The organism is Streptomyces sp. NPDC038707 (assembly GCF_040636485.1).
In the GTDB taxonomy this organism is placed as follows: Bacteria; Actinomycetota; Actinomycetes; order Streptomycetales; family Streptomycetaceae; genus Streptomyces.
This window is the reverse complement of sequence record NZ_JBEZUP010000021.1, coordinates 72509-94693: the sequence shown is the minus strand read 5'-3', so window position 1 is coordinate 94693 and position 22185 is coordinate 72509. Positions and strand designations below refer to the sequence as shown.

Annotated in this window: 19 protein-coding genes; 10 read left to right on the top strand and 9 right to left on the bottom strand. The window is 74.1% G+C overall.

The features are described from left to right. Positions 1-29: 29 nt before the first annotated feature. A complete protein-coding gene (locus AB0E62_RS26025) occupies positions 30-1256 on the bottom strand; it encodes an MFS transporter (RefSeq protein ID WP_362198426.1) in 1227 nt (408 codons plus the stop codon). A gap of 124 nt (positions 1257-1380) precedes the next feature. Here AB0E62_RS26025 and AB0E62_RS26020 point away from each other — a divergent pair, with 124 nt between their 5' ends. Then, entirely contained in the window at positions 1381-2361 is a 981-nt protein-coding gene (locus AB0E62_RS26020) for a DUF5937 family protein (protein ID WP_362198423.1), read from the top strand. 45 nt (positions 2362-2406) lie between these two features. On the opposite strand, the gene AB0E62_RS26015 is transcribed toward AB0E62_RS26020, so the two are convergent. The 5 genes from AB0E62_RS26015 to AB0E62_RS25995 all read right to left on the bottom strand — a co-directional run bounded on the left by AB0E62_RS26015 (position 2407) and on the right by AB0E62_RS25995 (position 5362). Beyond that, positions 2407-3054 carry a TetR/AcrR family transcriptional regulator gene (locus AB0E62_RS26015; RefSeq protein WP_362198420.1) on the bottom strand — a complete coding sequence of 216 codons (648 nt, stop codon included), beginning with the start codon at positions 3052-3054 and terminating at the stop codon, positions 2407-2409. After that, positions 3051-3731 carry a DUF4166 domain-containing protein gene (locus tag AB0E62_RS26010; protein ID WP_362198417.1) on the bottom strand — a complete coding sequence of 227 codons (681 nt, stop codon included), beginning with the start codon at positions 3729-3731 and terminating at the stop codon, positions 3051-3053. The genes AB0E62_RS26015 and AB0E62_RS26010 overlap by 4 nt, the downstream gene beginning before the upstream one ends. 100 nt (positions 3732-3831) lie before the next feature. Beyond that, complete coding sequence (locus AB0E62_RS26005) at positions 3832-4584, bottom strand: hypothetical protein (RefSeq protein WP_362198414.1); 753 nt, start codon at positions 4582-4584, stop codon at positions 3832-3834. Between the two features lie 143 nt (positions 4585-4727). Then, positions 4728-5021, bottom strand: a complete 294-nt coding sequence (locus AB0E62_RS26000; RefSeq protein WP_356154803.1) for an MTH1187 family thiamine-binding protein — start codon at positions 5019-5021, stop codon at positions 4728-4730. After that, complete coding sequence (locus AB0E62_RS25995; protein WP_362198411.1) at positions 5018-5362, bottom strand: DUF3817 domain-containing protein; 345 nt, start codon at positions 5360-5362, stop codon at positions 5018-5020. Before AB0E62_RS25995 ends, AB0E62_RS26000 begins: the two co-directional genes overlap by 4 nt. 180 nt (positions 5363-5542) lie before the next feature. Here AB0E62_RS25995 and AB0E62_RS25990 point away from each other — a divergent pair, with 180 nt between their 5' ends. The 4 genes from AB0E62_RS25990 (at position 5543) to AB0E62_RS25975 (ending at position 8199) form a co-directional block, all read left to right on the top strand. Beyond that, positions 5543-6175, top strand: coding sequence for an AIM24 family protein (locus AB0E62_RS25990; protein WP_362198506.1), 633 nt, complete (start codon positions 5543-5545; stop codon positions 6173-6175). Next, positions 6175-6825 (top strand): AIM24 family protein, encoded by a 651-nt coding sequence (locus tag AB0E62_RS25985; protein ID WP_362198408.1) that lies wholly within the window; start codon positions 6175-6177, stop codon positions 6823-6825. Before AB0E62_RS25990 ends, AB0E62_RS25985 begins: the two co-directional genes overlap by 1 nt. Continuing rightward, a complete protein-coding gene (locus AB0E62_RS25980; RefSeq protein WP_362198405.1) occupies positions 6822-7631 on the top strand; it encodes an AIM24 family protein in 810 nt (269 codons plus the stop codon). The genes AB0E62_RS25985 and AB0E62_RS25980 overlap by 4 nt, the downstream gene beginning before the upstream one ends. 91 nt (positions 7632-7722) lie before the next feature. Next, on the top strand, positions 7723-8199 hold the full coding sequence (locus AB0E62_RS25975) for a MarR family transcriptional regulator (RefSeq protein ID WP_181796411.1): 477 nt from the start codon (positions 7723-7725) through the stop codon (positions 8197-8199). Between the two features lie 1036 nt (positions 8200-9235). Here the strand turns inward: AB0E62_RS25975 and AB0E62_RS25970 are convergent. The 3 genes from AB0E62_RS25970 to AB0E62_RS25960 form a co-directional block, all read right to left on the bottom strand. Beyond that, the gene (locus tag AB0E62_RS25970; protein ID WP_362198401.1) at positions 9236-10546 is read right to left on the bottom strand and encodes an MFS transporter; all 1311 of its coding nucleotides are present in this window, start codon (positions 10544-10546) and stop codon (positions 9236-9238) included. 146 nt (positions 10547-10692) lie between these two features. Further along, entirely contained in the window at positions 10693-11649 is a 957-nt protein-coding gene (meaB, locus tag AB0E62_RS25965; RefSeq protein ID WP_362198398.1) for a methylmalonyl Co-A mutase-associated GTPase MeaB, read from the bottom strand. A gap of 48 nt (positions 11650-11697) precedes the next feature. Continuing rightward, positions 11698-12897, bottom strand: coding sequence for an acetyl-CoA C-acetyltransferase (locus AB0E62_RS25960; protein ID WP_362198395.1), 1200 nt, complete (start codon positions 12895-12897; stop codon positions 11698-11700). A 149-nt stretch (positions 12898-13046) separates the two neighbouring features. Here AB0E62_RS25960 and mce point away from each other — a divergent pair, with 149 nt between their 5' ends. The 5 genes from mce to AB0E62_RS25935 all read left to right on the top strand — a co-directional run bounded on the left by mce (position 13047) and on the right by AB0E62_RS25935 (position 22177). Beyond that, positions 13047-13487 (top strand): methylmalonyl-CoA epimerase, encoded by a 441-nt coding sequence (gene mce, locus AB0E62_RS25955; RefSeq protein ID WP_181797084.1) that lies wholly within the window; start codon positions 13047-13049, stop codon positions 13485-13487. A 228-nt stretch (positions 13488-13715) separates the two neighbouring features. Next, a complete protein-coding gene (gene scy / locus AB0E62_RS25950) occupies positions 13716-17903 on the top strand; it encodes a polarized growth protein Scy (RefSeq protein WP_362198391.1) in 4188 nt (1395 codons plus the stop codon). A 187-nt stretch (positions 17904-18090) separates the two neighbouring features. Next, positions 18091-19026 carry a cellulose-binding protein gene (locus AB0E62_RS25945; RefSeq protein WP_189756319.1) on the top strand — a complete coding sequence of 312 codons (936 nt, stop codon included), beginning with the start codon at positions 18091-18093 and terminating at the stop codon, positions 19024-19026. 824 nt (positions 19027-19850) lie between these two features. Further along, positions 19851-21299 (top strand): ATP-binding cassette domain-containing protein, encoded by a 1449-nt coding sequence (locus AB0E62_RS25940; protein ID WP_362198388.1) that lies wholly within the window; start codon positions 19851-19853, stop codon positions 21297-21299. Beyond that, positions 21296-22177, top strand: a complete 882-nt coding sequence (locus AB0E62_RS25935) for an ABC transporter permease (protein WP_362198385.1) — start codon at positions 21296-21298, stop codon at positions 22175-22177. The genes AB0E62_RS25940 and AB0E62_RS25935 overlap by 4 nt, the downstream gene beginning before the upstream one ends. The last annotated feature ends 8 nt before the right edge of the window (positions 22178-22185 follow it).

Below are 22185 nucleotides of genomic sequence, written 5' to 3'. Positions count from 1 at the left end.
TCAGACCCTACCGGCCGGTCATATGCCGGTCAGCTCTGTCTCGGCTTTCGGTCACCGCCCGTCCGGGCGCGCAGGGCGAGCGCGCAGCAGCACAGCGTGCCCAGCGCGCCGGCGCCCGCCACGGCCGCCCGCACCCCCACCGCCTGCGCCGCCAGCCCGGCCAGCGTCATGCCCACGCCCTGGGCCGTCATCAGCCCGGCGCTCAGCAGGGTCATGGCCCTCCCGCGCAGCCCCTCGGGCACCGCCCGCACGAACCACTGGTCCAGCCCGAGGGTGTACGCCGCTCCGGCCCCCGACAGCAGCAGGAGCAGCAGGGAGCCGGTGAGCCCGGGGCGCAGGGCGAAGCCGAGGTACGGCAGCGGGGCGAGGCAGAGCAGCGGGAGCGCGATGCGTTCGCGGGCCGGTGGCCGTAGCCGGGCACCGGCGAACAGTTCGCCCGCCACCGTGCCGACGGGCAGCGCGCACATCAGCAGGCCGAGCCCGGCGGGGCCGCTGCCGAGGGCGTCGGCGTAGGGCGCGGCGAGGGCTTCGGGGACGACGGAGAAGGCGGGCGGCACCCAGAACAGCAGGAGCAGCGGGCGGATCCGGGGGTGGGCGAGGACGGCCCGGAGGCCGGGGCCGGGGGCCGCGGGGTGCCGGTCGCGGGCGGGGCGGTGCCGGGTGCCGAGGCGGAGGAGGGTGGCGGAGGCGAGGAAGGTGCCGACGGTGATCAGGAGGGTGTGACGGGGGGTGACGGCGGTGAGCAGCAGGCCGCCCAGGCCGTAGCCGGCGAGCAGGGCGCTCTGGGCGACCATGCGCAGGACGGAGCGGCCGAGCACGAACAGGCCGCCGTCCTCGAGGACGTCGGCGAGCGTGGCCATGCGGGTGCCGGCGAAGACCGGGGAGACGACGGCGAGACAGCAGCGCAGCGCGAGCAGGGCACCGATGCCGGTGCCGGGGGCCGCCATCACGGCCACGCAGGCCGCGCAGACCAGGTCGCAGGTCACCAGCACCCGCCTGGCCGGGAAGCGGTCGGCGACCGGGGCGAGCAGGGTGCCGCCGAGGGCGTACGGCAGGAAGCCCAGGGCGAAGGTGAGGGCGCTCAGCAGGGGTGAGCCGGTGCGGTCGTAGACGAGGACGGAAAGGGCGACCTCGCTGACGATCACGCCGAGCATGGACAGGACGTGCGCGGCGAAGACGGCCCTGAACTCGGGCACGGCGAAGAGACGGCCGTAGCCGGCGGAACGCGCCGGGGCCGTCCGGGAGGGAGCGGACATGCGGGCCAGCGTGCCGGGCGCGGGCGGGCCGGCCGTAGAGTTTCGGCTCAGGCCGAATGCCGGTGCCGTACCGGTGGGAGGGCCGGGCATCCCGTAGGGGCGGAGCGACATCGGGGAGGCGGCCATGACCTCGCACCTGCGCTTCGGCGACGACGACCTCCTGCGCTGCCGGTTCGCGCTCTCGCCGCTGTGGGAGACGCACGAGGCGGTGCGGACCCTGAAGCGGCCGGACCGGCACGGGTATCACGCGCCGTGGCTGCGGCGGATCCGGGCGGCCGCGGCGGGGCTGGATCTGCGGCCGCTGTGGCTGCTGATGCCCCGGCGGGGGCATTCGCCGGACTGGCTCGGGCCTCCGCCGCTCGGGCCGGCCGCCACGTTCGAGGAGGAGATCGAGGCGGTACGGGCGTCGGACCCGGCGGCGGCCCGCGCGGACACCGCCCGTGCGCTGGCCTGCACCCCGGGCGCGCTGGAGTCGGCATACGGCCGGGCGTGGCTGGCGGACCCGGCACGGATGGTGCGGGAGCTGGCGGACGGCCTGGAGCGGGCATGGCGGGTGCTGGTCGAGCCCGACTGGCCGCGGCTGCGGGCCCTGCTGGAGGCGGATGTGGCCTTCCACTCGCGGCGGCTGGCCGAGGTGGGGCTCGGCAGGCTGCTGCCGGAGCTGGACTCCCGGCTGTCCTGGAACGGCCGTGCCCTGACGCTCGCGCTGCACGTCGAGCACGCCCGCGACCTCGACGGCCGGGGGCTGGTGCTGATGCCGAGCGTCTTCTCCTGGCCGGACGTGGTGACGGGTTTCGAGGCCCCGTGGCAGCCCACGCTGGTCTATCCGGCCCGCGGTCTGGCGGGCCTGTGGACGGAGCCCGGCGCGCGGGCCTCCGAGGCGCTGGTACGGCTGCTGGGCCGCAACCGCGCCGCCGTCCTGATGGCGTTGGCGGAACCCGCGGCGACCGGTGTCCTCGCGCACCGGCTGGGCCTCGCGCCGTCCTCGGTCTCGTCCCACCTGACGATCCTGCGCGACGCGGGCCTGCTGACCGCCCGCCGCTACGGCCACCAGGTGCTGTACGAACGGACACCACTGGGGACGGCGCTGGCGTCGGGAGCGTGACGGCCCGTGCCGCAGGACACCGTGCGGCTGTCGGGCCCGTCGTCGCTACTGGGCCCGTCGTCGCAGCTGGTGCCGTACGGCGCGCTGGGCGACCGGGCCCAGGGACTCGACCGCGGCGACCAGGGCCCCGAGCTGCTCCAGGGCGTCCAGGGCCGCTCCGGCCCCGGCCTCGTCCACCCCTTCGTACAGCTCGATGCCGACGAAGGACGCGGCGACCGCGCGCGCCAGCCCCGCCGGGTCGGTGAACTCGCCGAAGGGGGTGGCCGCCAGGACCCGGCGGAGCACCTGCTCGATCTCGGTGATCCACAGGTCGAGCCCGGCGGCGGTGGCCGGGCCCAGGCCGGGGTGGGTCGGGGCGCCGGCCAGCAGCTGGCCGAGCAGGGCGACGTGGCCCCCGGACCGCTCGCGCTCGTGGATCTCGCGGCCGACGGTCAGGAGTTCGGACAGCGTGCCCACCTCGGCGAGCCGCTCCCGGTAGCGGGCCACCGCCTGCTCCGCGCCGTACCGGCAGGCCGCGGCGAGCAGCTCGTCCACGGAACCGAAGTGGTAGAAGACCAGCGCCTGGTTGACGCCGGCCGCCGCGGCCACCGTACGGGCCGAGGTCTTGGCGATGCCCTGTTCGGTGAGGGTGCGCAGGGCGCCCTCCAGCAGCCTGGTCTTGGTCTCCTGGGACCTCGCGGTCTCCGGGCTCATGCGCGCGCCTCCTCCCGCACCGGGCGCAGTCCGGGCCGTACGCCGCAGGTGCGGAGGTCGGTGTACGAGGCGGTGAAGGAGCCCTCGTAGCCGAAGAGCGGCCCGAAGTACCGGTTCACCACGCGTACCCGGACGCGGAAGCGGCCTGCTGTGTCGTCGTAGGACTCGCGCACCTCGGCGGTGGCGCCGACGAGTTCGGGGACGCGGAGGTCCACCGGGCCCTCGCGGAACCGGTGTGTTCCGGAGCGGATGAGCAGGGAACCGTCGGGCTCGGCGTGGAAGTGCAGGTCGGTGGCGAGGTGCTGGTGGGTGCCCAGGTAGTCCAGGACGCGGTCGCCGCGGGGGCCGAGGACCATCTGCGCGTCGAAGCGGCGGGGCCCGCCGGGCAGGTCGAAGGTGCGCACGAAGCTCACCGTCTCACGGCCGAAGCCGTCGGTGTACGGCACGTTCTCGATCACGAAGGGGACGTTCCGGCCGGCTCGCGGGACGAGGATGTTGCGGGTGCCGCCGAGGGCGAGGAACGGCTTCACGAACGCCGGTCCGTGCCAGACGCGGTCCATCACGCCCCGGCCGGTGCACGCCTCGCCGCCGGCCAGGCCCACCGAGAAGCGGCGGCGCAGGGCGGGGTGGAGGCGGTCGAAGGCGGGGCCCATCGCGGTGCGGAAGATCGAGGTCATCGGTGCTTCTCCGGGGGTGTCGAGGTCGTCGCGGCTCCGCCGGCGCCGGCCGGGGAAGGCGCTGCCGCGGGGAGGCGTCCTCCGTGCCGCTCCACGGCCGTCATCCGTGCTCCTCCAGCGTGTTCAGCAGGCGGGGCGCGCGGGCACGGCCGACGGGGGTGCGCAGGCAGCGGCGGGCGGCCGGGGTGCCGGCGAGGGGGGCCTTGAACAGGGCGAGGAAGACGCCGAGGACGAGCAGCAGCGGGCACAGGTAGGCCAGCGTGTCGGCGAAGGGGCCGGGCAGGCCGGGGAGCGAGCCGTGGCCGAGCACGGTCAGGCAGAGGGCGAGGACGAGGGCCCGGACGGTGATCTCCGCGAGCCAGTTGCGCAGGGCCCGCTCGGGGGTGATGCCGCGCTCCAGCCAGAGCCGGAGCCGGTCGAAGGACCAGGCGGTCGCCCAGCCCATGAGCGGGCGGAACAGCAGGCGGTCGGCGAGGGCGCCGAGGGGGCCCCAGCGCGGGCGGTAGTCGTAGCCGGTGAGGAAGCGGACACCGTGGGCGTCGGGCACGTAGCGCCAGTAGCCGCTGCCCTCGGCGATGAGGGACAGGGGGTGCGGGGAGGCGAAGCGCAGGGCGGAGGTGCGGGTGCCGTCCGCGCGTTCCTTCTCGCTGGCGGCGACGCCGGTGCCGGCGACCGTGAGGAAGGGCAGCACGCGCGTGGCGTACCGGAAGCGCTGCGGTTCGCCCTCCGCGCGCGGGAGGTGATCGATCTCGGTGAAACGCAGGTCCCAGCGCTGGTGCCGGGCGGGGTCCTGGGTGCGCGCCCACAGTTCGTCGAGGTCGGCGCGGATGTGCGTCTCTATGTAGAGACCCATGTGTTCCCCCACGTGGGCGCGGTGTTTGAGCGACTGCTCAAAACGTCTGGCGCGAACGTACACCTATTTGAGCGGTCGCTCAAATACCGGGGACGCGAAAACCCCGGCCCTGGGGACCGGGGTTTCGCGGAGGCGGGTCGCGCCTACCGGGCGAGGTACCGCTCGACGGTCTCCACCTTGCTGGTGAGCCCGTCGGTCACGCCGGGACGGATGTCGGCCTTCAGGACGAGCGACACCCGCGGGGCGCGGGCCTCCACGGCGGCGACGGCACGCTTGACGACGTCCATGACCTCGTCCCACTCGCCCTCGACCGAGGTGAACATGGCGTCGGTACGGTGGGGCAGGCCCGACTCGCGGACCACCCGTACGGCGTCGGCGACGTACTCCCCCACGTCCTCACCGACACCGAGCGGCGTCACGGAGAAGGCGACGATCATGCGTTCACGGTTCCTTCCTTGCGGGCACGGGCGGCGATGACGGCGTCCTCGGCCTCGCGGCGCAGCTTGCGCTCGGCGAAGAAGCCGCCGGTGGGCAGCACCGACAGGACGAAGTAGAGGGCGGCCGTCTTCAGCGGCCACTTGGCACGGTTCCAGGCGTCCGCCCAGAAGATCACGTACAGGACGAAGAGGACGCCGTGGATCGCGCCCATCACGGGGACCGCGTCGAAGTCCGTGGTCCGCTTCAGCACCGAGCAGACGAGCAGGATCAGGAAGGACACGGCCTCCGGGGCCGAGACCAGGCGGAGGCGGCGGAGGGCGGTGGCGGTCTTGATGTCCACGGGTCACCTTCGGTGGGAGGGGCGCTGAGGGCACGGTCGTTCGCGCTCTGATTTGTGAACGCACGCACAAGCGTCCCCCCATTGTGGCAAACCGCGCCCCTAGGGGTCCGCTCAGGGTGGGTTTCCACCCGTGGGCCCTGTTCCGCCCACCCGCGCCGCCGCTACTTTCGCAGCGTGGCGATGTTCAGACTCCAGGGCAGCAAGGTGCTCGCCGTCGACATGACCGGGGATGCCGTGAAGGCGAAGAACGGCTCGATGGTCGCGTACGACGGGCAGATGGCCTTCAAGAAGCTGAGCGGCGGCGGCGAGGGGCTGCGGGGGATGGTGACCCGGCGGCTCACCGGCGAACAGATGACGGTGATGGAGGTGAGAGGGCAGGGGACGTGCTGGTTCGCGGACCGGGCGTCCGAGATCAACCTGGTCAGCCTTCAGGGGGACAAGCTCTACGTCGAGGCGGGCAATCTGCTGGCGACGGACGCGGGGCTGCGCACGGGCACCACGTTCACCGGGGTGCGCGGGGCCTCCCAGGGCAACGGCCTGTTCACGACGACCGTGGAGGGCCACGGGCAGGCGGCGATCCTCTCCGACGGTCCGGCGGTCGTCCTCCGGGTGACCCCGCAGTACCCGCTGACCGTGGATCCGGGCGCCTATGTCGCCCACCAGGGCGATGTCCGGCAGTCCTTCCAGTCCGGTGTGACGTTCCGCACCTTCTTCGGGGAGGGCGGCGGCGAGGCCTTCCAGATCCGCTTCGAGGGCGACGGCCTGGTGTACGTGCAGCCGAGCGAGCGGACCACGATCGCGGGGGACGTGTGATGACCTTCCGGGAGCTCAACTCCAAGATGGTGGAGGCGACCGTGGCGCCGGGGCAACGGCTGTTCAGCCAGCGCGGCGCGATGCTCGCCTACCGCGGGGAGGTGTCCTTCACCCCCAACGTCCAGGGCGGCCAGGGCGGGCTGATGTCCATGATCGGGCGGCGGGTGGCCGGCGAGGCGACCCCGCTGATGACCGTGGAGGGCAGCGGCACGGTCTTCTTCGGGCACGGCGGCCACCACGTCCATGTGATCACCCTCTCCGGTGACACGCTCTACGTGGAGGCCGACCGGCTGCTCGCCTTCGAGGGCACCCTGCGGCAGGGCACGATGTTCATGGGCTCCCAGGGCGGGGTGATGGGCCTGGTGCGCGGGCAGGTCACCGGACAGGGGCTGTTCACGACCACGCTCCAGGGGCACGGCTCGGTGGCGGTGATGGCGCACGGCGGCGTCTTCGAGGTGCCGGTCACCCCGCAGCGCCCGGTCCACGTCGACCCGCAGGCGTACGTCGCCCATCACGGCGAACTCCGCAACAGACTGTCCACCGCGCTCGGCTGGCGCGAGATGGTGGGCCGCGGCTCCGGCGAGGCCTTCCAGCTGGAGCTGAGCGGCAACGGCACGGTGTACGTCCAGGCGTCGGAGGAGAAGCTGTGAGCGCGTACGGAACCCCGGGCACCGGACCGGTCGTGCACGACCCGCTGACGCTGCCCGCCGCCGACAACGTCAACGCGTACACCTTCTGCGTGGAGCTGACGGGCGGGCAGTGGTTCCTGCAGAAGGGGAAGATGATCGCCTACTACGGGACGATCACGTTCAACGGCATCGGGCACGGGCGACTCGACCGTCTCGTCCGTACGTCGTTTCATTCGCCACTGCACGCGAGCGACTGGGTCGTGGCGGAGGGCTCAGGGAAGATGCTGCTGGCCGACCGGGCCTTCGACGTCAACTCCTACGATCTGGACGACGGGAACTTGACCATTCGCGCGGGCAATCTGCTCGCTTTTCAGCCAAGTCTCGCGCTCAAACAGTCGATCGTCCCGGGTTTTCTGACCCTCATCGGAACCGGCACGTTCGTGGCCGCATCAAACGGTCCGGTGGTGTTCGTGGAACCGCCGATCCGGGTGGACCCGCAGGCGCTCGTCGGGTGGGCCGACTGCCCGTCCCCGTGCCATCACTACGACCATGGGTACCTGACGGGTGTACTGGGCGGTCTACGTGCGATGACGGGCCTCGGCGGGGTCTCCGGGGAGGAGCACCAGTTCGAGTTCGTCGGCGCGGGGACGGTCCTGCTGCAGTCGACCGAGAGCCTCATGGACGAGGCGGCGACGGGGGCGGTTCCGTCGGAACCGGGGGTCCCCGGGGGTGGCGGAACGGCACCGGGTGGACACGGTCCGCAATCGACGGGTGCACCGCGCCTTCCCGGACAGCTGGGAGACCTCCAGCGTCGCTTCGGGCTGTGAGCGGTAGTCTGCGGAGTGTGACGTCGAACGCGTGCGCACGTCACACCACCCGAAATAGTTCGCCATTCAACTTCTTAGGTAGACTTCATTCATGGAGACCGAGACGGCCACGCGCTGGCTGACCGATGCGGAGCAGTGCGCCTGGCGCACCCACCTGGAGGTCAACAGGCTGTTGACGTACCAGCTCGAGAAGGATCTGCAGCCGTTCGGCCTGACAATGAACGACTACGAGATCCTGGTGAACCTGTCCGAGTCCGAGGACGTACGGATGCGGATGAGCGACCTGGCCTCCGCGACCCTGCAGTCCAAGAGCCGGCTCTCGCACCAGATCACGCGCATGGAGAACGCCAACCTGGTGCGCCGCGAGAACTGCGACACGGACCGGCGGGGGCTGTACGCCGTACTCACGGACCACGGCATGGAGACGATGCGGAAGGTCGCCCCGCACCACGTGGCCTCGGTGCGCCGGCACTTCATCGATCTGCTGTCCCCGGACGCGCTGATGGAACTGGAGAAGGCGCTCAAGCCGGTCGCCGAACACCTGAGAGGCCAGCGGGGACGCCCCTGAGCCGCGCCGGTGAGGCCCCCCGGACACGGCGGCCCACCGGGCGGGGACCGGACGCGGGCACCTGCCGGGCGGCCCCGGGCTGCGGCACTCCCCGGACGGGGAACGGCCCTCCTGCCGGGCGGGGCTGCGGCACTCCCCGGGCGGGGGCCGGGCGGCTCCGGGCTGCGGCACTCCCCGGGCAGGGAACGGCCCTCCTGCCGGGCGGGCTGCGGCACTCCCCGGGCGGGGGCCGGGCGGCTCCGGGCTGCGGTACTCCGCGGGCGGAGGCCGGGCCGCCTACCGGGACCCGCCGGGTGAGGTCATGTGCCCCGCCCACGTCCACCGGGCACGGGCGGGGCACCCGCCGAGGTCCCCCGGGCGGGGGACAGCCCTCCTGCCGGGCGGGGGACGGCCTTCTTGCCGGGCGGGGAGGGGTCCGCTTGCCGGAACTCACCGGGCAGGGACGGGTCCCGCCTGCCGGAACTCACCGGGCAGGGACGGCCCACTCACCGGCACCCGCCAGGCGGGGCCGCTCCGCTCACCGGCGTCCACCGGGCAGGGACGCCCCGCTCACCGGCACCCGCCAGACAGAGCCAGCCCACCCACCGACACCCGCCAGGCGAGGCCGCTCCGCTCACCGGCGTCCACCGGGCAGGGGCGCCCCGCTCACCGGCACCCGCCAGACAGAGCCAGCCCACCCACCGACACCCGCCGGGCGAGGCCGCTCCGTTCACCGGCGTCCACCGGGCAGGGACGCCCCGCTCACCGGCACCCGCCAGGCGGGGCCGCTCCGCTCACCGACGTCCACCGGGCAGGGACGCCCCGCTCACCGGCACCCGCCAGACAGAGCCAGCCCACCCACCGACACCCGCCAGGCGAGGCCGCTCCGCTCACCGACGTCCACCGGGCAGGGACGCCCCGCTCACCGGCACCCGCCAGACAGAGCCAGCCCACCCACCGACACCCGCCAGGCGAGGCCGCTCCGCTCACCGGCGTCCACCGGGTGGGGCCGGAATCGCTCACCGGCACCCGCCGGGTGCCGGCTCCGCCGCCCGCGTCACCCGGCCCGCACCGTCGGCCCGGCCGACGTCCTCGGCTCCCCGGCCCCGCCCGTGTCCTCAGCCCGGCCGGCCCGGCCGGCGCCGTCCCTGCCCGCCCCGCTCACCGCCGAACGCACCCGGCTCGCCCAGCCGGTGACCGCTGCGGCGGATGTGGCCGCTGTCAGGGCGGTGGCGCCTGCCAGGGCGAAGCACAGGGGGAGGGGGAGGCGGTCGATCAGCAGGCCGGCCGCCAGGGCGCCGGCCGAGCTTCCCGCGTTCACACCGGCGTTCACCCAGGCGCCGGCCCGGGTGCGGGTGTCCTCCGTCGCCGTCTCGTCGGCCAGGACGTACGCGGCCGTCATCGCGGGGGCGAGGAAGGCGCCCGCGAGGGCCAGCACCCCCGACAGGGTCCACAGGCCGGGGGCCAGGCCCGCCGCCGCCAGCACCAGGCCGAAGGCCGCCGCGAGCCGGTACAGCCGGGCCCGGGCGGCCCCGCGCCGGCGCACCGCACCGCCCACGAGCCCGCCGAGCGCGCTGCCCGCCGAGAGGGCGCCCAGCACCCAGGGGACCGGCGCGGTGCCGTAGGAGTGGGCCGCGGCGAAGGCCAGCACCAGCAGTTCCACGGCGCTGAGGGCCAGCCCGAGACCCAGTGCGACCACGACCGCCGGCAGCAGGCCCCGTACCGGGACGGGCCGTGCCCGGCGGACGGCGGGGCGGCGCGGGCCGGTGAGCGCCGGGGAGGTGACGAAGACGCAGGTGCCGGCCACGTTCAGGGCGGCGCTCAGCAGGATTCCGGCGGCCGGCGGGGTGACGCCGAGGAGGGCGCCGACCAGCGCCGGCCCGGAGACGTACAGCAGTTCCTCGGCGACGCCGTCGAGGCTGTAGGCGCGCCACAACAGGGCGTCGTCCGGCATCAGTCGCGACCACACGGCGCGCATGACCGGCCCCAGCGGCGGGGCGCAGCAGCCCGCGAGCGCGGCGGCCCCGGCGACGGCCGCCGCCGGGGCGCCCGGGCGCCAGGTCAGGGCGGCCAGGACGGCCAGCAGGGCGCCGTAGAGGACCGACATGGGCAGCAGGGTGCGGCGCGGGCCGTGGCGGTCGACGAGGGCGGCGCGCAGCGGCAGCAGCAGGACCGTGGTGGCGCCGAACAGGGACAGCACGGCGCCGGAGACGGCCCAGGAGCCGGTGGCGCCGGTGACGGACAGCGGCACCGCCAGGCCCGCCGTGCCGTAGGAGAGGCGGGCCGTCAGGGCGGCGGTGAAGGTGCGGCGGGCCTGGGGCACGCGGAGCACGGCGGCGTACGAGGGCCGCGAAGGGGGCGTGGGCACGCGGGAGTTCCTCTGTGGGAGGCGGAAAAGGGAACACCTGGGGGCGGGTGGCCGGCTGTGCGGCCCCGTTCGCCCGGGTGTGCCCTACGCCATGAGGAGGAACATGCCGGTCACGGTAGCAGTGTGATCACCGGACCGGCCAGGGTTCAGCCCTGGGTCAGTCCCGCGACCAGTTCGTCCGCCGCGCGGTAGGGGTCCAGTTCGCCGGCGACGATGCGTTCGGCCAGGGCGCCGAGCCGGCGGTCGCCGTGCAGGTCGCCGATGCGTTCGCGCAGCGCGGTGACGGCGATGGTCTCCACCTCGCGGGCCGCGCGGGCCGCGCGGCGCTCGGCGAGGACGCCCCGCTCCTCCATCCAGGCCCGGTGCTTCTCCAGGGCCTCCACGACCTCGTCGACGCCCTCGGCGCGGGCGGCGACGGTCTTGACGATGGGCGGACGCCAGTCACCGGGACCGCGGGCCTCGCCCAGGCCCAGCATGTGGTTCAGCTCGCGGGCGGTGGCGTCGGCGCCGTCCCGGTCGGCCTTGTTGACCACGTAGACGTCGCCGATCTCCAGGATCCCGGCCTTCGCGGCCTGGATGCCGTCACCCATGCCCGGGGCGAGCAGCACCACGCTGGTGTCGGCCTGGGAGGCGATCTCGACCTCGGACTGGCCGACGCCGACCGTCTCGACCAGGATCACGTCGCAGCCCGCCGCGTCCAGCACCCGGATGGCCTGCGGGGCGGCCCAGGCCAGCCCGCCGAGGTGGCCGCGGGTGGCCATGGAGCGGATGTAGACGCCGGGGTCGGAGGCGTGGTCGGACATCCGGACCCGGTCGCCGAGCAGGGCGCCGCCGGAGAACGGCGAGGACGGGTCGACGGCCAGGACGCCGACCCTCCTGCCCTGCTTGCGGTAGGCGGTGACCAACGCGGAGGTGGAGGTCGACTTGCCGACGCCGGGCGAGCCGGTCAGGCCCACCACATAGGCGTTGCCGGTCAGCGGGGCCAGCGCCGCCATGACCTCCCTGAGCTGCGGTGACGCCCCCTCCACCAGGGAGATCAACCGGGCCACGGCCCGCGGCCGGCCTTCCCTGGCCTGGGCCACCAGAGAGGAGACGTCCTGCATCACAGCTCCGTTCACTTCACCGACGTACCGGAAGGGACCTACGGGTTCTCAGGCCTTCGGCACCCGCACGATCAGCGCGTCGCCCTGGCCGCCGCCGCCGCACAGCGCGGCGGCCCCGACCCCGCCGCCCCGGCGCTTGAGCTCCAGCGCCAAGTGCAGCACGAGGCGGGCGCCGGACATGCCGATCGGGTGGCCCAGCGCGATGGCGCCGCCGTTGACGTTCACCTTTTCCGTGGACACGCCGAGGTCCTTCATTGACTGCACGGCGACCGCGGCGAAGGCCTCGTTGATCTCGATCAGGTCGAGGTCGGAGACGTCCAGGCCCTCCTTCTCCAGCGCGTGCCGGATGGCGTTGGACGGCTGCGACTGGAGGGAGTTGTCGGGGCCGGCCACATTGCCGTGCGCGCCGATCTCGGCGAGCCACTGAAGGCCCAGTTCCTCGGCCTTGGCCTTGCTCATCACGACCACGGCGGCGGCGCCGTCGGAGATCTGCGAGGAGGAGCCGGCGGTGATCGTGCCGTCCTTGGCGAAGGCCGGGCGCAGCTTGCCCAGGGACTCCACGGTGGTGTCGGCGCGGATGCCCTCGTCCTTGCTGAACAGCACCGGGTCGCCCTTGCGCTGCGGGATCTCCACCGGGGTGATCTCGGCCTCGAACAGGCCGTTCTTCTGGGCGGCGGCGGCCCGCTGGTGGGACAGGGCGGCGATCTCGTCCTGCTCGGGGCGCTTGATGCCGAGGCGGGTGTTGTGCTTCTCGGTGGACTCGCCCATCGGGACGTTCTCCCACGGGTCGGTCAGGCCGTCGTGGGCCATCGCGTCGAGCATCTGGAGCGCGCCGTACTTGTAGCCCTCGCGGGAGCCCGGCAGCAGGTGCGGGGCGTTGGTCATGGACTCCTGGCCGCCCGCCACGACGATGTCGAACTCGCCGGCGCGGATCAGCTGGTCGGCGAGGGCGATGGCGTCGAGGCCGGAGAGGCACACCTTGTTGACGGTGAGCGCCGGCACGTTCATCGGGATGCCGGCCTTGACGGCGGCCTGGCGGGCCGGGATCTGGCCGGCGCCGGCCTGCAGCACCTGGCCCATGATCACGTACTGCACCTGGTCGCCGCCGATGCCCGCACGGTCGAGGGCGGCCTTGATCGCGAAGCCGCCGAGGTCGGCTCCGGAGAAGGACTTCAGGGAGCCCAGCAGCCGCCCCATGGGCGTGCGGGCGCCCGCGACGATCACCGAGCTGGTCGTTCCAGAAGACATGAGGTGCGATCCCCTTCCAGCTGCGCGCAGCCGAGGAGTGAACGAGGGTTTACTTCGAATGTACTGAGCGGTTGGACATGCCGTCATCGGCCCGTCGGTGTGATCGCGCGCACGTTGCGTAACCACCCGGGGAGCGCTGCACTGAATCCATGCTGACGCGAATCGACCACATCGGGATCGCCTGCCACGACCTCGACGCGACCGTCGAGTTCTACCGGGCCACGTACGGCTTCGAGGTGTTCCACACCGAGGTCAACGAGGAGCAGGGCGTGCGCGAGGCCATGCTCCGGATCAACGGCACCTCCGACGGCGGCGCCTCCTACCTCCAGCTGCTGGAACCGGTCCGCGAGGACTCCACGGTCGCCAAGTGGCTCGCGAAGAACGGGGAGGGCGTCCACCACATCGCCTTCGGCACCGCGGACGTGGACGCCGACTCCGAGGAGATCCGGGGCAAGGGCGTGCGGGTGCTCTACGACGAGCCCCGGCGCGGCTCCATGGGGTCGCGGATCACGTTCCTGCACCCCAAGGACTGCCACGGTGTCCTCACAGAACTGGTCACTTCGGCCCCTGTTGAGTCGCCCGAGCACTGACCCCCGTACATAAGGGCCGGTAGGGTTGGGGGCGGTCGTCCCGTCAACCGGGGCGACCGGGTCCTGCCGTTGCGGGCGGGACCGAGCCGGGGCCCGGGTTTCGGGGGCGAGCGTCGGGGCAGCAGCCCGTGTTCCGCCGTCTGTCCGACACCCTTCCCCGGGGGCCCCGTTCGGCGGTTGGACGGAGCTCGTTGGAGAAGCTGACCAGGGGACGGATGGGACCGCGCAGTGCGGGGCTACGAGAGCCAGGAGCGAGAGCCGGCGGCTGACGTCGACCACCTCTCTCGGTTCGAGGCCGAGATGAAGCGGCTGAGGACCGAGCGGGAGAAGGCGATCCAGCACGCCGAGGACCTCGGCTACCAGGTCGAGGTGCTGCGCGCCAAGCTGCACGAGGCGCGCCGTACCCTCATGACCCGGCCCGCCTATGACGGCGGCGACATCGGTTACCAGGCCGAGCAGTTGCTCCGTAACGCCCAGATGCAGGCCGAGCAGCTGCGCCAGGACGCCGAGCGGGAGCTGAGCCAGGCCCGCGCGCAGACCCAGCGCATCCTCCAGGAGCACGCCGAGCAGGCCGCCCGGCTCCAGGCGGAGCTGCACCAGGAGGCGGTGACCCGGCGCCAGCAGCTCGACCAGGAGCTGGCCGAGCGCCGCGCCACCGTCGAGTCGCACGTCAACGAGAACGTGGCGTGGGCGGAGCAGTTGCGCGCCCGCACCGAGCAGCAGGCCCGCCGGCTGCTGGAGGAGTCCCGCGCGGAGGCCGAGCAGGCGCTGGCCGCCGCCCGCGAGGAGGCCGAGCGGCTGACCCGTCAGGCCCGGGAGCGGCTGCGCGACGAGGCCGAGGCCGCCCGCGCCGAGGCCGACCAGATCCTGCGCCGGGCCCGCGCGGACGCCGAGCGGCTGCTGAACGCGGCCTCCACGCAGGCGCAGGAGGCCACCGAGCACGCCGAGCAGCTGCGCACCGCTACGGTCACCGAGTCGGACGCGGCCCGCCGGCAGGCCGCCGAGCTGAGCCGGGCCGCCGAGGAGCGGATGGCGGCGGCCGAGGAGGCGCTACGCAAGGCGCAGACCGAGGCCGAGAAGGTGGTCACCGAGGCGAAGGAGGCCGCCGCCAAGGCCCTGTCGAGCGCCGAGGCCGCCAACGAGACGCGGACGCGCACCGCCAAGGAGCAGGTCGCCCGGCTGGTCGAGGAGGCCACCAAGGAGGCCGAGCACACCCGCTCCGAGGCCGAGCAGCTGGTCGCGGACGCCCGCGCCGAGGCCGAGAAGATCGTCGCCGAGGCTGCCGAGAAGGCCCGTACGATCGCCGCCGAGGAGACGGCCACCCAGCTGTCCAAGGCGGCCAAGACCGCCGAGGACGTGCTCAACAAGGCGTCGGAGGACGCCCGGAAGACGACCCGGGCCGCCGCCGAGGAGGCCGAGCGGATCCGTTCCGAGGCCGAGGCGGAGGCGGACCGGCTGCGCGCCGAGGCGCACGACATCGCCGAGCAGCTCAAGGGCGCGGCCAAGGACGACACCAAGGAGTACCGGGCCAAGACGGTCGCGCTCCAGGAGGAGGCCCGCCGGCTGCGCGGCGAGGCCGAGCAGTTGCGCGCCGACGCGGTGTCCGAGGGCGAGTCGATCCGCGCCGAGGCCCGCCGCGAGGCCGTCGCCAAGATCGAGGAGGCGGCCAGGTCCGCCGAGGAGCTGCTGGGCAAGGCCAAGGCGGACGCCGAGGAGCTGCGGCAGACCGCGACCGCCGACAGCGAGAAGGTCCGTACGGAGGCCGCCGAGCGCGCCACCGCGCTGCGCCGGCAGGCCGAGGAGACCCTGGAGCGCGCCCGCGAGGAGGCCGAGCGGCTGCGCGCGGAGGCCGCCGAGCAGGCCGAGACGGCCCGCGCGGACGCCGAGAAGGCGGCGCGGGAGCTGCGCGAGGAGACCGAGAAGGCCGTCGAGGCCCGCCGGGCCGAGACCGCCGAGGAGCTGTCCCGGCTGCAGACGGAGGCGCAGGAGCGGCTGGCGTCGGCCGAGCAGGCCCTCGCCGACGCCCGCGAGGAGGCCGCCCGGATCCGCCGGGAGACCGCCGAGGAGAGCGAGCGGCTGCGCGCGGAGGCCGCCGAGCGGATCCGTACGCTCCAGCAGCAGGCCGAGGCCGAGGCCGAGCGGCTGCGCACCGAGGCCGCGTCCGACGCGTCCGCCTCCCGCGCCGAGGGCGAGGCCCTCGCCGTGCGGCTGCGGTCGGAGGCAGCCGCGGAGGCGGAGCGGCTGAGGACGGAGGCGCAGGACACCGCCGACCGGGTGCGCGCGGAGGCGCAGGCCGCCGCCGAGCGGCTGGGCGCCGAGGCATCCGAAACGCTGGCCGCCGCGCAGGAGGAGGCCGCCCGGCGCCGCCGCGAGGCCGAGGAACTGCTCGGGGCCGCCCGCGAGGAGGCCGACCAGGAGCGGCAGCGGGCCCGGGAGCAGAGCGAGGAGCTGCTGGCCGCCGCCCGCAAGCGGGTCGAGGAGGCGCAGGCCGAGGCGACCCGGCTGGTGGAGGAGGCCGACCGGCGGGCCGGCGAGATGGTCGCCGCGGCCGAGCAGCACGCCCAGCAGGTCCGGGACTCCGTCGCCGGGCTGCACGAGCAGGCGCAGGAGGAGATCGCCGGGCTGCGCTCGGCCGCCGAGCACGCGGCGGACCGTACCCGGCGGGAGGCCGAGGAGGAGGCGGACCGGGTCCGCTCCGACGCCTACGCCGAGCGGGAGCGGGCCGGCGAGGACGCGGCCCGGATCCGGCGCGAGGCGCACGAGGAGACGGAGGCCGCGAAGGCGCTGGCCGAGCGGACGACGGCGGAGGCGATCGCCGAGGCCGAGCGGCTGCGCGCGGACGCGGGCGAGTACGCGCAGCGGGTGCGTACCGAGGCGTCGGACGCGCTCGCCGAGGCGGACCAGGCGGCGGCCCGTACCCGGGCGGACGCCCGCGAGGACGCCAACCGCATCCGCTCGGACGCCGCCACCCAGGCCGACACCCTCATCACCGAGGCCCGCAGCGAGGCCGAACGGCTCCAGACGGAGACCGCCGCGGAAGCCGAGCGGGTGCGCACCGAGGCGGTGACGGAGGCCGAGCGGCTGCGGAGCGAGACGGCCGCCGAGGCGGAGCGGATCCGTACGGAGGCGTCCCGGACGCTCACCGAGGCCGACGAGGCGGCGACGCGTACCCGGGCGGAGGCCCGCCAGGACGCCAACCGCATCCGCTCGGACGCCGCCACCCAGGCCGACACCCTCATCACCGAGGCCCGCAGCGAGGCCGAACGGCTCCAGACGGAGACCGCCGCGGAAGCCGAGCGGGTGCGCACCGAGGCGCTGGCCGAGGCGGACCGGGTGCGCACGGAGGCGGTGGCGAACGCCGAGCAGCTGGTCGGGGACGCCACCGGCGACGCCGAGCGGCTGCGGGCGGAGGCCGCCGAGACGGTCGGTTCCGCGCAGGCGCACGCCAAGCGGGTGCGGGCGGAGGCCGAGCGCACGAAGGCGGACGCCGAGGCCGAGGCCGAACGGCTCGTCAGCTCCGCGCGCGAGGAGGCCGAACGGACCCTGGACGAGGCCCGCAAGGACGCCAACAAGCGGCGTTCGGAGGCGGCCGAGCAGGTCGACAAGCTCATCACGGAGACCACGGCGGAGGCCGACAAGCTGCTCGCCGAGGCGCAGGCGCAGGCCCTGAAGACCACGGCGGACGCCGAGTCGCAGGCCGACGCGATGGTGGGCGCGGCCCGCAGCGAGGCCGAGCGGATCGTCGCCGAGGCGACCATCGAGGGCAACTCGGTGGTGGAGAAGGCCCGTACGGACGCGGACGAGCTGTTGGTCGGCGCGCGCCGGGACGCCACCGCGATAAGGGAGCGCGCCGAGGAGCTGCAGAGCCGGATCACCACGGAGATCGAGGAGCTGCACGAGCGGGCCCGCCGCGAGGCCGCCGAGACGATGAAGTCGACCGGCGACCGCTGCGACGCGCTCATCAAGGCCGCCGAGGAGCAGCTGGCGAAGGCCGAGGCGAAGGCCAAGGAGCTGGTCTCGGAGGCCGGCTCCGAGGCGGGCAAGGTGCGGATCGCCGCGGTGAAGAAGGCGGAGGGTCTGCTCAAGGAGGCCGAGCAGAAGAAGGCCCGCCTGGTCAAGGAGGCCGAGGAGCTGAAGGCCGAGGCGGTCCGCGACGCACGGCGTACGGTGGAGGAGGCCGAGGAACTGAAGGCGGAGGCGATCCGCGAGGCGCGGCGCACCGTCGACGAGGGCAAGCGGGAGCTGGAGATCCTGATGCGCCGGCGCGAGGACATCAACGCCGAGATCTCCCGGGTGCAGGACGTCCTGGAGGCACTGGGGTCCCTCGACGCGCCCGCGTCCGGCAAGGACGGCGGGGTCAAGGCGGGCGCCTCGGTGGGCGCCCCCCGTTCGGGTGGCAAGGCGTCAGAGGGCTAGCGTTCAGGGAGGATTCCGGTGTTTTCTGGTGGCTTTGCCCATCTCCTCGGCCGGCCGTCCGGCGGTGGGCCACTCGAAAGAGGTGCCATTCTCCAGATCAAAACCGTATCCGCTCGATGACACACCGCTGCGGCGCCTAGGATTCCTTTTATCACCTCACTCACCGGTCTCATTCGACAGGAACCCCATGAGCGACACTTCCCCCTACGGCTTCGAGCTTGTGCGGCGTGGATACGACCGCGCTCAGGTGGACGAACGAATCTCCAAGCTCGTCTCCGACCGTGACAGTGCTCTCGCCCGGATCACCGCCCTGGAGAAGCGCATCGAGGAGTTGCACCTCGAGACGCAGAACGCCCAGGCCCAGATCACGGACGCCGAGCCGTCGTACGCGGGTCTCGGCGCGCGAGTCGAGAAGATCCTGCGGCTGGCCGAGGAAGAGGCCAAGGAGCTGCGTGAGGAGGCCCGGCGGGCGGCCGAGCAGCACCGCGACCTCGCCGAGTCGGCGGCCCAGCAGGTCCGCAACGACGCCGAGGCGTACGCGGCCGAGCGCAAGGCCAAGGCCGAGGACGAGGGCGTCCGGATCGTCGAGAAGGCCAAGGCCGACGCGGCCCAGCTGCGCACCGAGGCACAGAAGGACGCGCAGTCCAAGCGGGAGGAGGCGGAGGCCCTCTTCGAGGAGACCCGCGCCAAGGCCGCGCAGGCCGCCGCCGACTTCGAGACCAACCTGGCCAAGCGGCGCGAGCAGTCCGAGCGGGATCTGGCGTCGCGTCAGCAGAAGGCGGAGAAGCGGCTCGCCGAGATCGAGCACCGGGCCGAGCAGCTGCGCCTGGAGGCGGAGAAGCTGCGCACCGACGCCGAGCGCCGGGCCCGGCAGACGGTGGAGACCGCCCAGCGGCAGGCCGAGGACATCGTGGCCGACGCCAACGCCAAGGCGGACCGGATCCGTTCGGAGTCCGAGCGCGAGCTGGCGGCGCTCACCAACCGCCGCGACAGCATCAACGCGCAGCTGACGAACGTCCGCGAGATGCTGGCCACGCTGACCGGCGCCGCGGTGGCCGCGGCCGGCACGTCCAGCGACGACGAGCCGGTCTCCCGGAGCGTTCCGGCACAGCAGTCCCGGTAGCCGTGGGCACCGGCAGGTGAAGGGGCGGCGGGGCCGGTCCCGCCGCCCCTTCGCCGTTCACGGACGCAGCCCGTGCAGGGGCGGTTCGTCGGTGCCGTCACCGTTGACCACCACCCAGGTGCCGTCCGCTCGCAGCGGCTGGGTGGGCGACCGGGGCGGGCCGGGTGGCACGGACCGTGCTGCCGCCGTCCTCCCCGATGGTGTCCCCGTGGGCCGCGTCGAGGGGGAACAGGGGCCTATTACCGCCGAGTACGACCACCCGGCCGTGGTCCGCCGGCACCGGGCTGGCGACGCCCGCCGTGCCCGCGTGCCGCAGCCGCCGCCCGCCGCCCGTGCCGCAGCCGCCGCCCGTCGCGCGGGTCGCAGCCGGATACGTGCTCGGCGCGGTAGCTCCACCGCGAGCCCGGCGGCGGCCCCCTCGGCCGGCACCGCGAGGCCCCCGCGCCAGGGCACGCGCGGTCTGCCGGCTCTCCCCCGTGTCTCCCCCGACCCTGTCATGTCCCGATGATCAAGGAGGCTGGAGCATACCCCGGCCGCCCGGCCTGCGGGCCCCCTCGGCCCGCGGGTGGTCTCCCGGCTGGGCGATGACACACCCTGTGGTCCCCGGGCCGGGCTCGGGCGCTCGGCCCTGCGGGTGCTCGCCGCGGCGGCGGGCGGCTGCGACCGCCCCGGGCGCCGGGACGCCCGGCAGCCCCGGCGGCCGGGCCCGCGCGCCGTCCCGGCTTTACGTTCTCTTGGGCGGAACCGTCAGCGCCTGGATATCCTCCTAACCCTTACGGGGGCGTGTGCCCCGCCTTCCTGAACCTTTCCGATGGGTGCGGAGCATGATCGAGGCTGTCGGCCTGACCAAGCGCTACGGCGACAAGACCGCCGTGTACAACCTTTCCTTCCAGGTGCGGCCAGGCGCCGTGACCGGCTTCCTCGGGCCCAACGGCTCGGGCAAGTCCACGACGATGCGGATGATCCTCGGGCTGGACAACCCCACCTCCGGATCGGTCACCATCGGCGGCTATCCGTACCGCAAGCTGCCCAACGCACCCCGGCAGGTCGGCGCGCTGCTCGACGCCAAGGCCGTGCACGGCGGCCGGTCCGCCCGCAACCACCTGCTGAGCCTCGCCCAGCTGTCGGGCATCCCGGCCCGCCGGGTGGACGAGGTGCTGGGCGTGGTCGGTCTCCAGGACGTGGCCAAGAAGCGCTCCAAGGGCTTCTCCCTGGGCATGGGCCAGCGCCTCGGCATCGCCGCCGCGCTGCTCGGCGACCCGCAGGTGCTGCTCTTCGACGAGCCGGTCAACGGCCTCGACCCCGAGGGCATCCTGTGGGTCCGCAACCTGATGAGGGCGCTGGCGGCGGAGGGCCGTACGGTCTTCGTCTCCTCCCATCTGATGAGCGAGATGGCGCTGACCGCCGACCACCTCATCGTGATCGGACGCGGTCAGCTGCTCGCCGACATGAGCGTGACGGACTTCATCTCGGCGAACTCGGCCGACTTCGCGCGCGTGCGCACCCCCGACACCGAGCCGCAGCTGCGGGAGAAGCTCAGCGCCGCGCTCGCCGAGGCGGGCGGGCACGTGCTGCCCGAGCAGGACGGCGCGCTGCGGGTGACCGGGCTGCCGCTGCCCCGCATCAGCGACCTCGCGCACGAGGCGGGCGTCCGGCTGTGGGAGCTGTCCCCGCACCAGGCCTCGCTGGAGGAGGCGTACATGCGGATGACCCAGGCCGCCGTGGACTACCGCTCGACCGTCGACCAGAAGGCGGGCCTCCAGCAGCCGCTGCCGCCCGGCGCCCAGCCGCCCGTGCCGGTCCCCGGCCAGGGCCAGCCCGGCTGGTACGCCCCACCGCCGCCGCAGCAGGGCGGCCAGGCCTTCGCGATGCCTCCGGGCGGCGGCCCGTACGGGGTCGCACCGGGGAACGCGCCGGGCGCCCCGGCGAACGGGTACGGCGCTCCGGGCCCGGGGGCGGGTACGGCCAATCCGTACGCCCAGCCGGCCGCCCCGGCCCAGCCCGCCGCACCGGCTCCTTCCGCCGCCCCGGCTCCTTCCGCCGGCCCGGCTCCTTCCGCCGCCCCCGTGGTGCGGGACCAGCCGACGCTGCTGACCAAGCCGGCCGCGCCGCAGGCTCCGGCCGCGCCCGCCGCCCCGCCCGCGCCGCAGCAGGCGCCGGCCGCCGCTCCCCCGGCCCCCGCCGCTCCCCCGGCCCCGGCCGATGCCTCTCCGGCACCCGCCGACGCCCCCGTCTCCGCCGCCCCGACGACCCAGCCCGAGGACGCCCGATGAGCACCCCGCAGCCCCCGATGCCGCAGGCCCCGGCCGCCGCGCCCGAGTGGCGGGCGCCTGGCGGGCCGTACGCCGGTTACACCTCGCCCATCCCGGTGGTGCGCACCCACCTCGGGCACGCGCTGGCCTCCGAGTGGACGAAGATCAGGTCGGTGCGCTCCACGATGTGGACGCTCGGCGTGTTCGTGCTGCTCGTCGTCGGCATCGGTCTCGCCGCCGGCGCGCTGGTCTCGGCCAATTCCACCTCGTCGGACCTGGACGGCGAGAACCCCCTGACGCTGGGCTTCTTCGGCCTGCTCCTCGGCTCCATCTGCATCATCACGCTCGGCGTGCTGACCACGGCCTCGGAGTACGGCACGGGCATGATCCGGACGACGATGACCGCGTGCCCCAGCCGGGCCCGGGTGCTCGCCGCCAAGTCGATCGTGTTCTTCGCCGTCGCCTTCGTGTTCACCCTGGTCACGTCCGCGTTCGTGGCGATGGTCCAGGTGTCCATGCTGGAGAGCGCCGGTGCCCGCACCCCGAGCGGCTCGGAGTGGCTGAAGGCCACCGTCGGCATCAGCCTCTACATCGCGCTGCTCGGCCTGCTGTCGCTGCTCATCGGCTCGGTCATCCGGCACTCCGCGGGCGGCATCACCATCATGATCGGCGTGGTGCTGGCGCCGCTGGTGATCGCGATGTTCATGGTCGCGGAGTCGATGCACAAGCTGCGCGACTGGCTGTTCGAGTACTCGATCCCGAACCAGCTGAGCGTCTTCTACTCCAACTCCCTGACGGAGTCCGGCCCGTCCGGCTGGGACCCGCTGTGGATCATGCTGGGCGTGACGGCGGCGGTGTACGCGGCCACGTACGCGCTGCTGCAGAGCCGGGACGTGTGACGTACGGC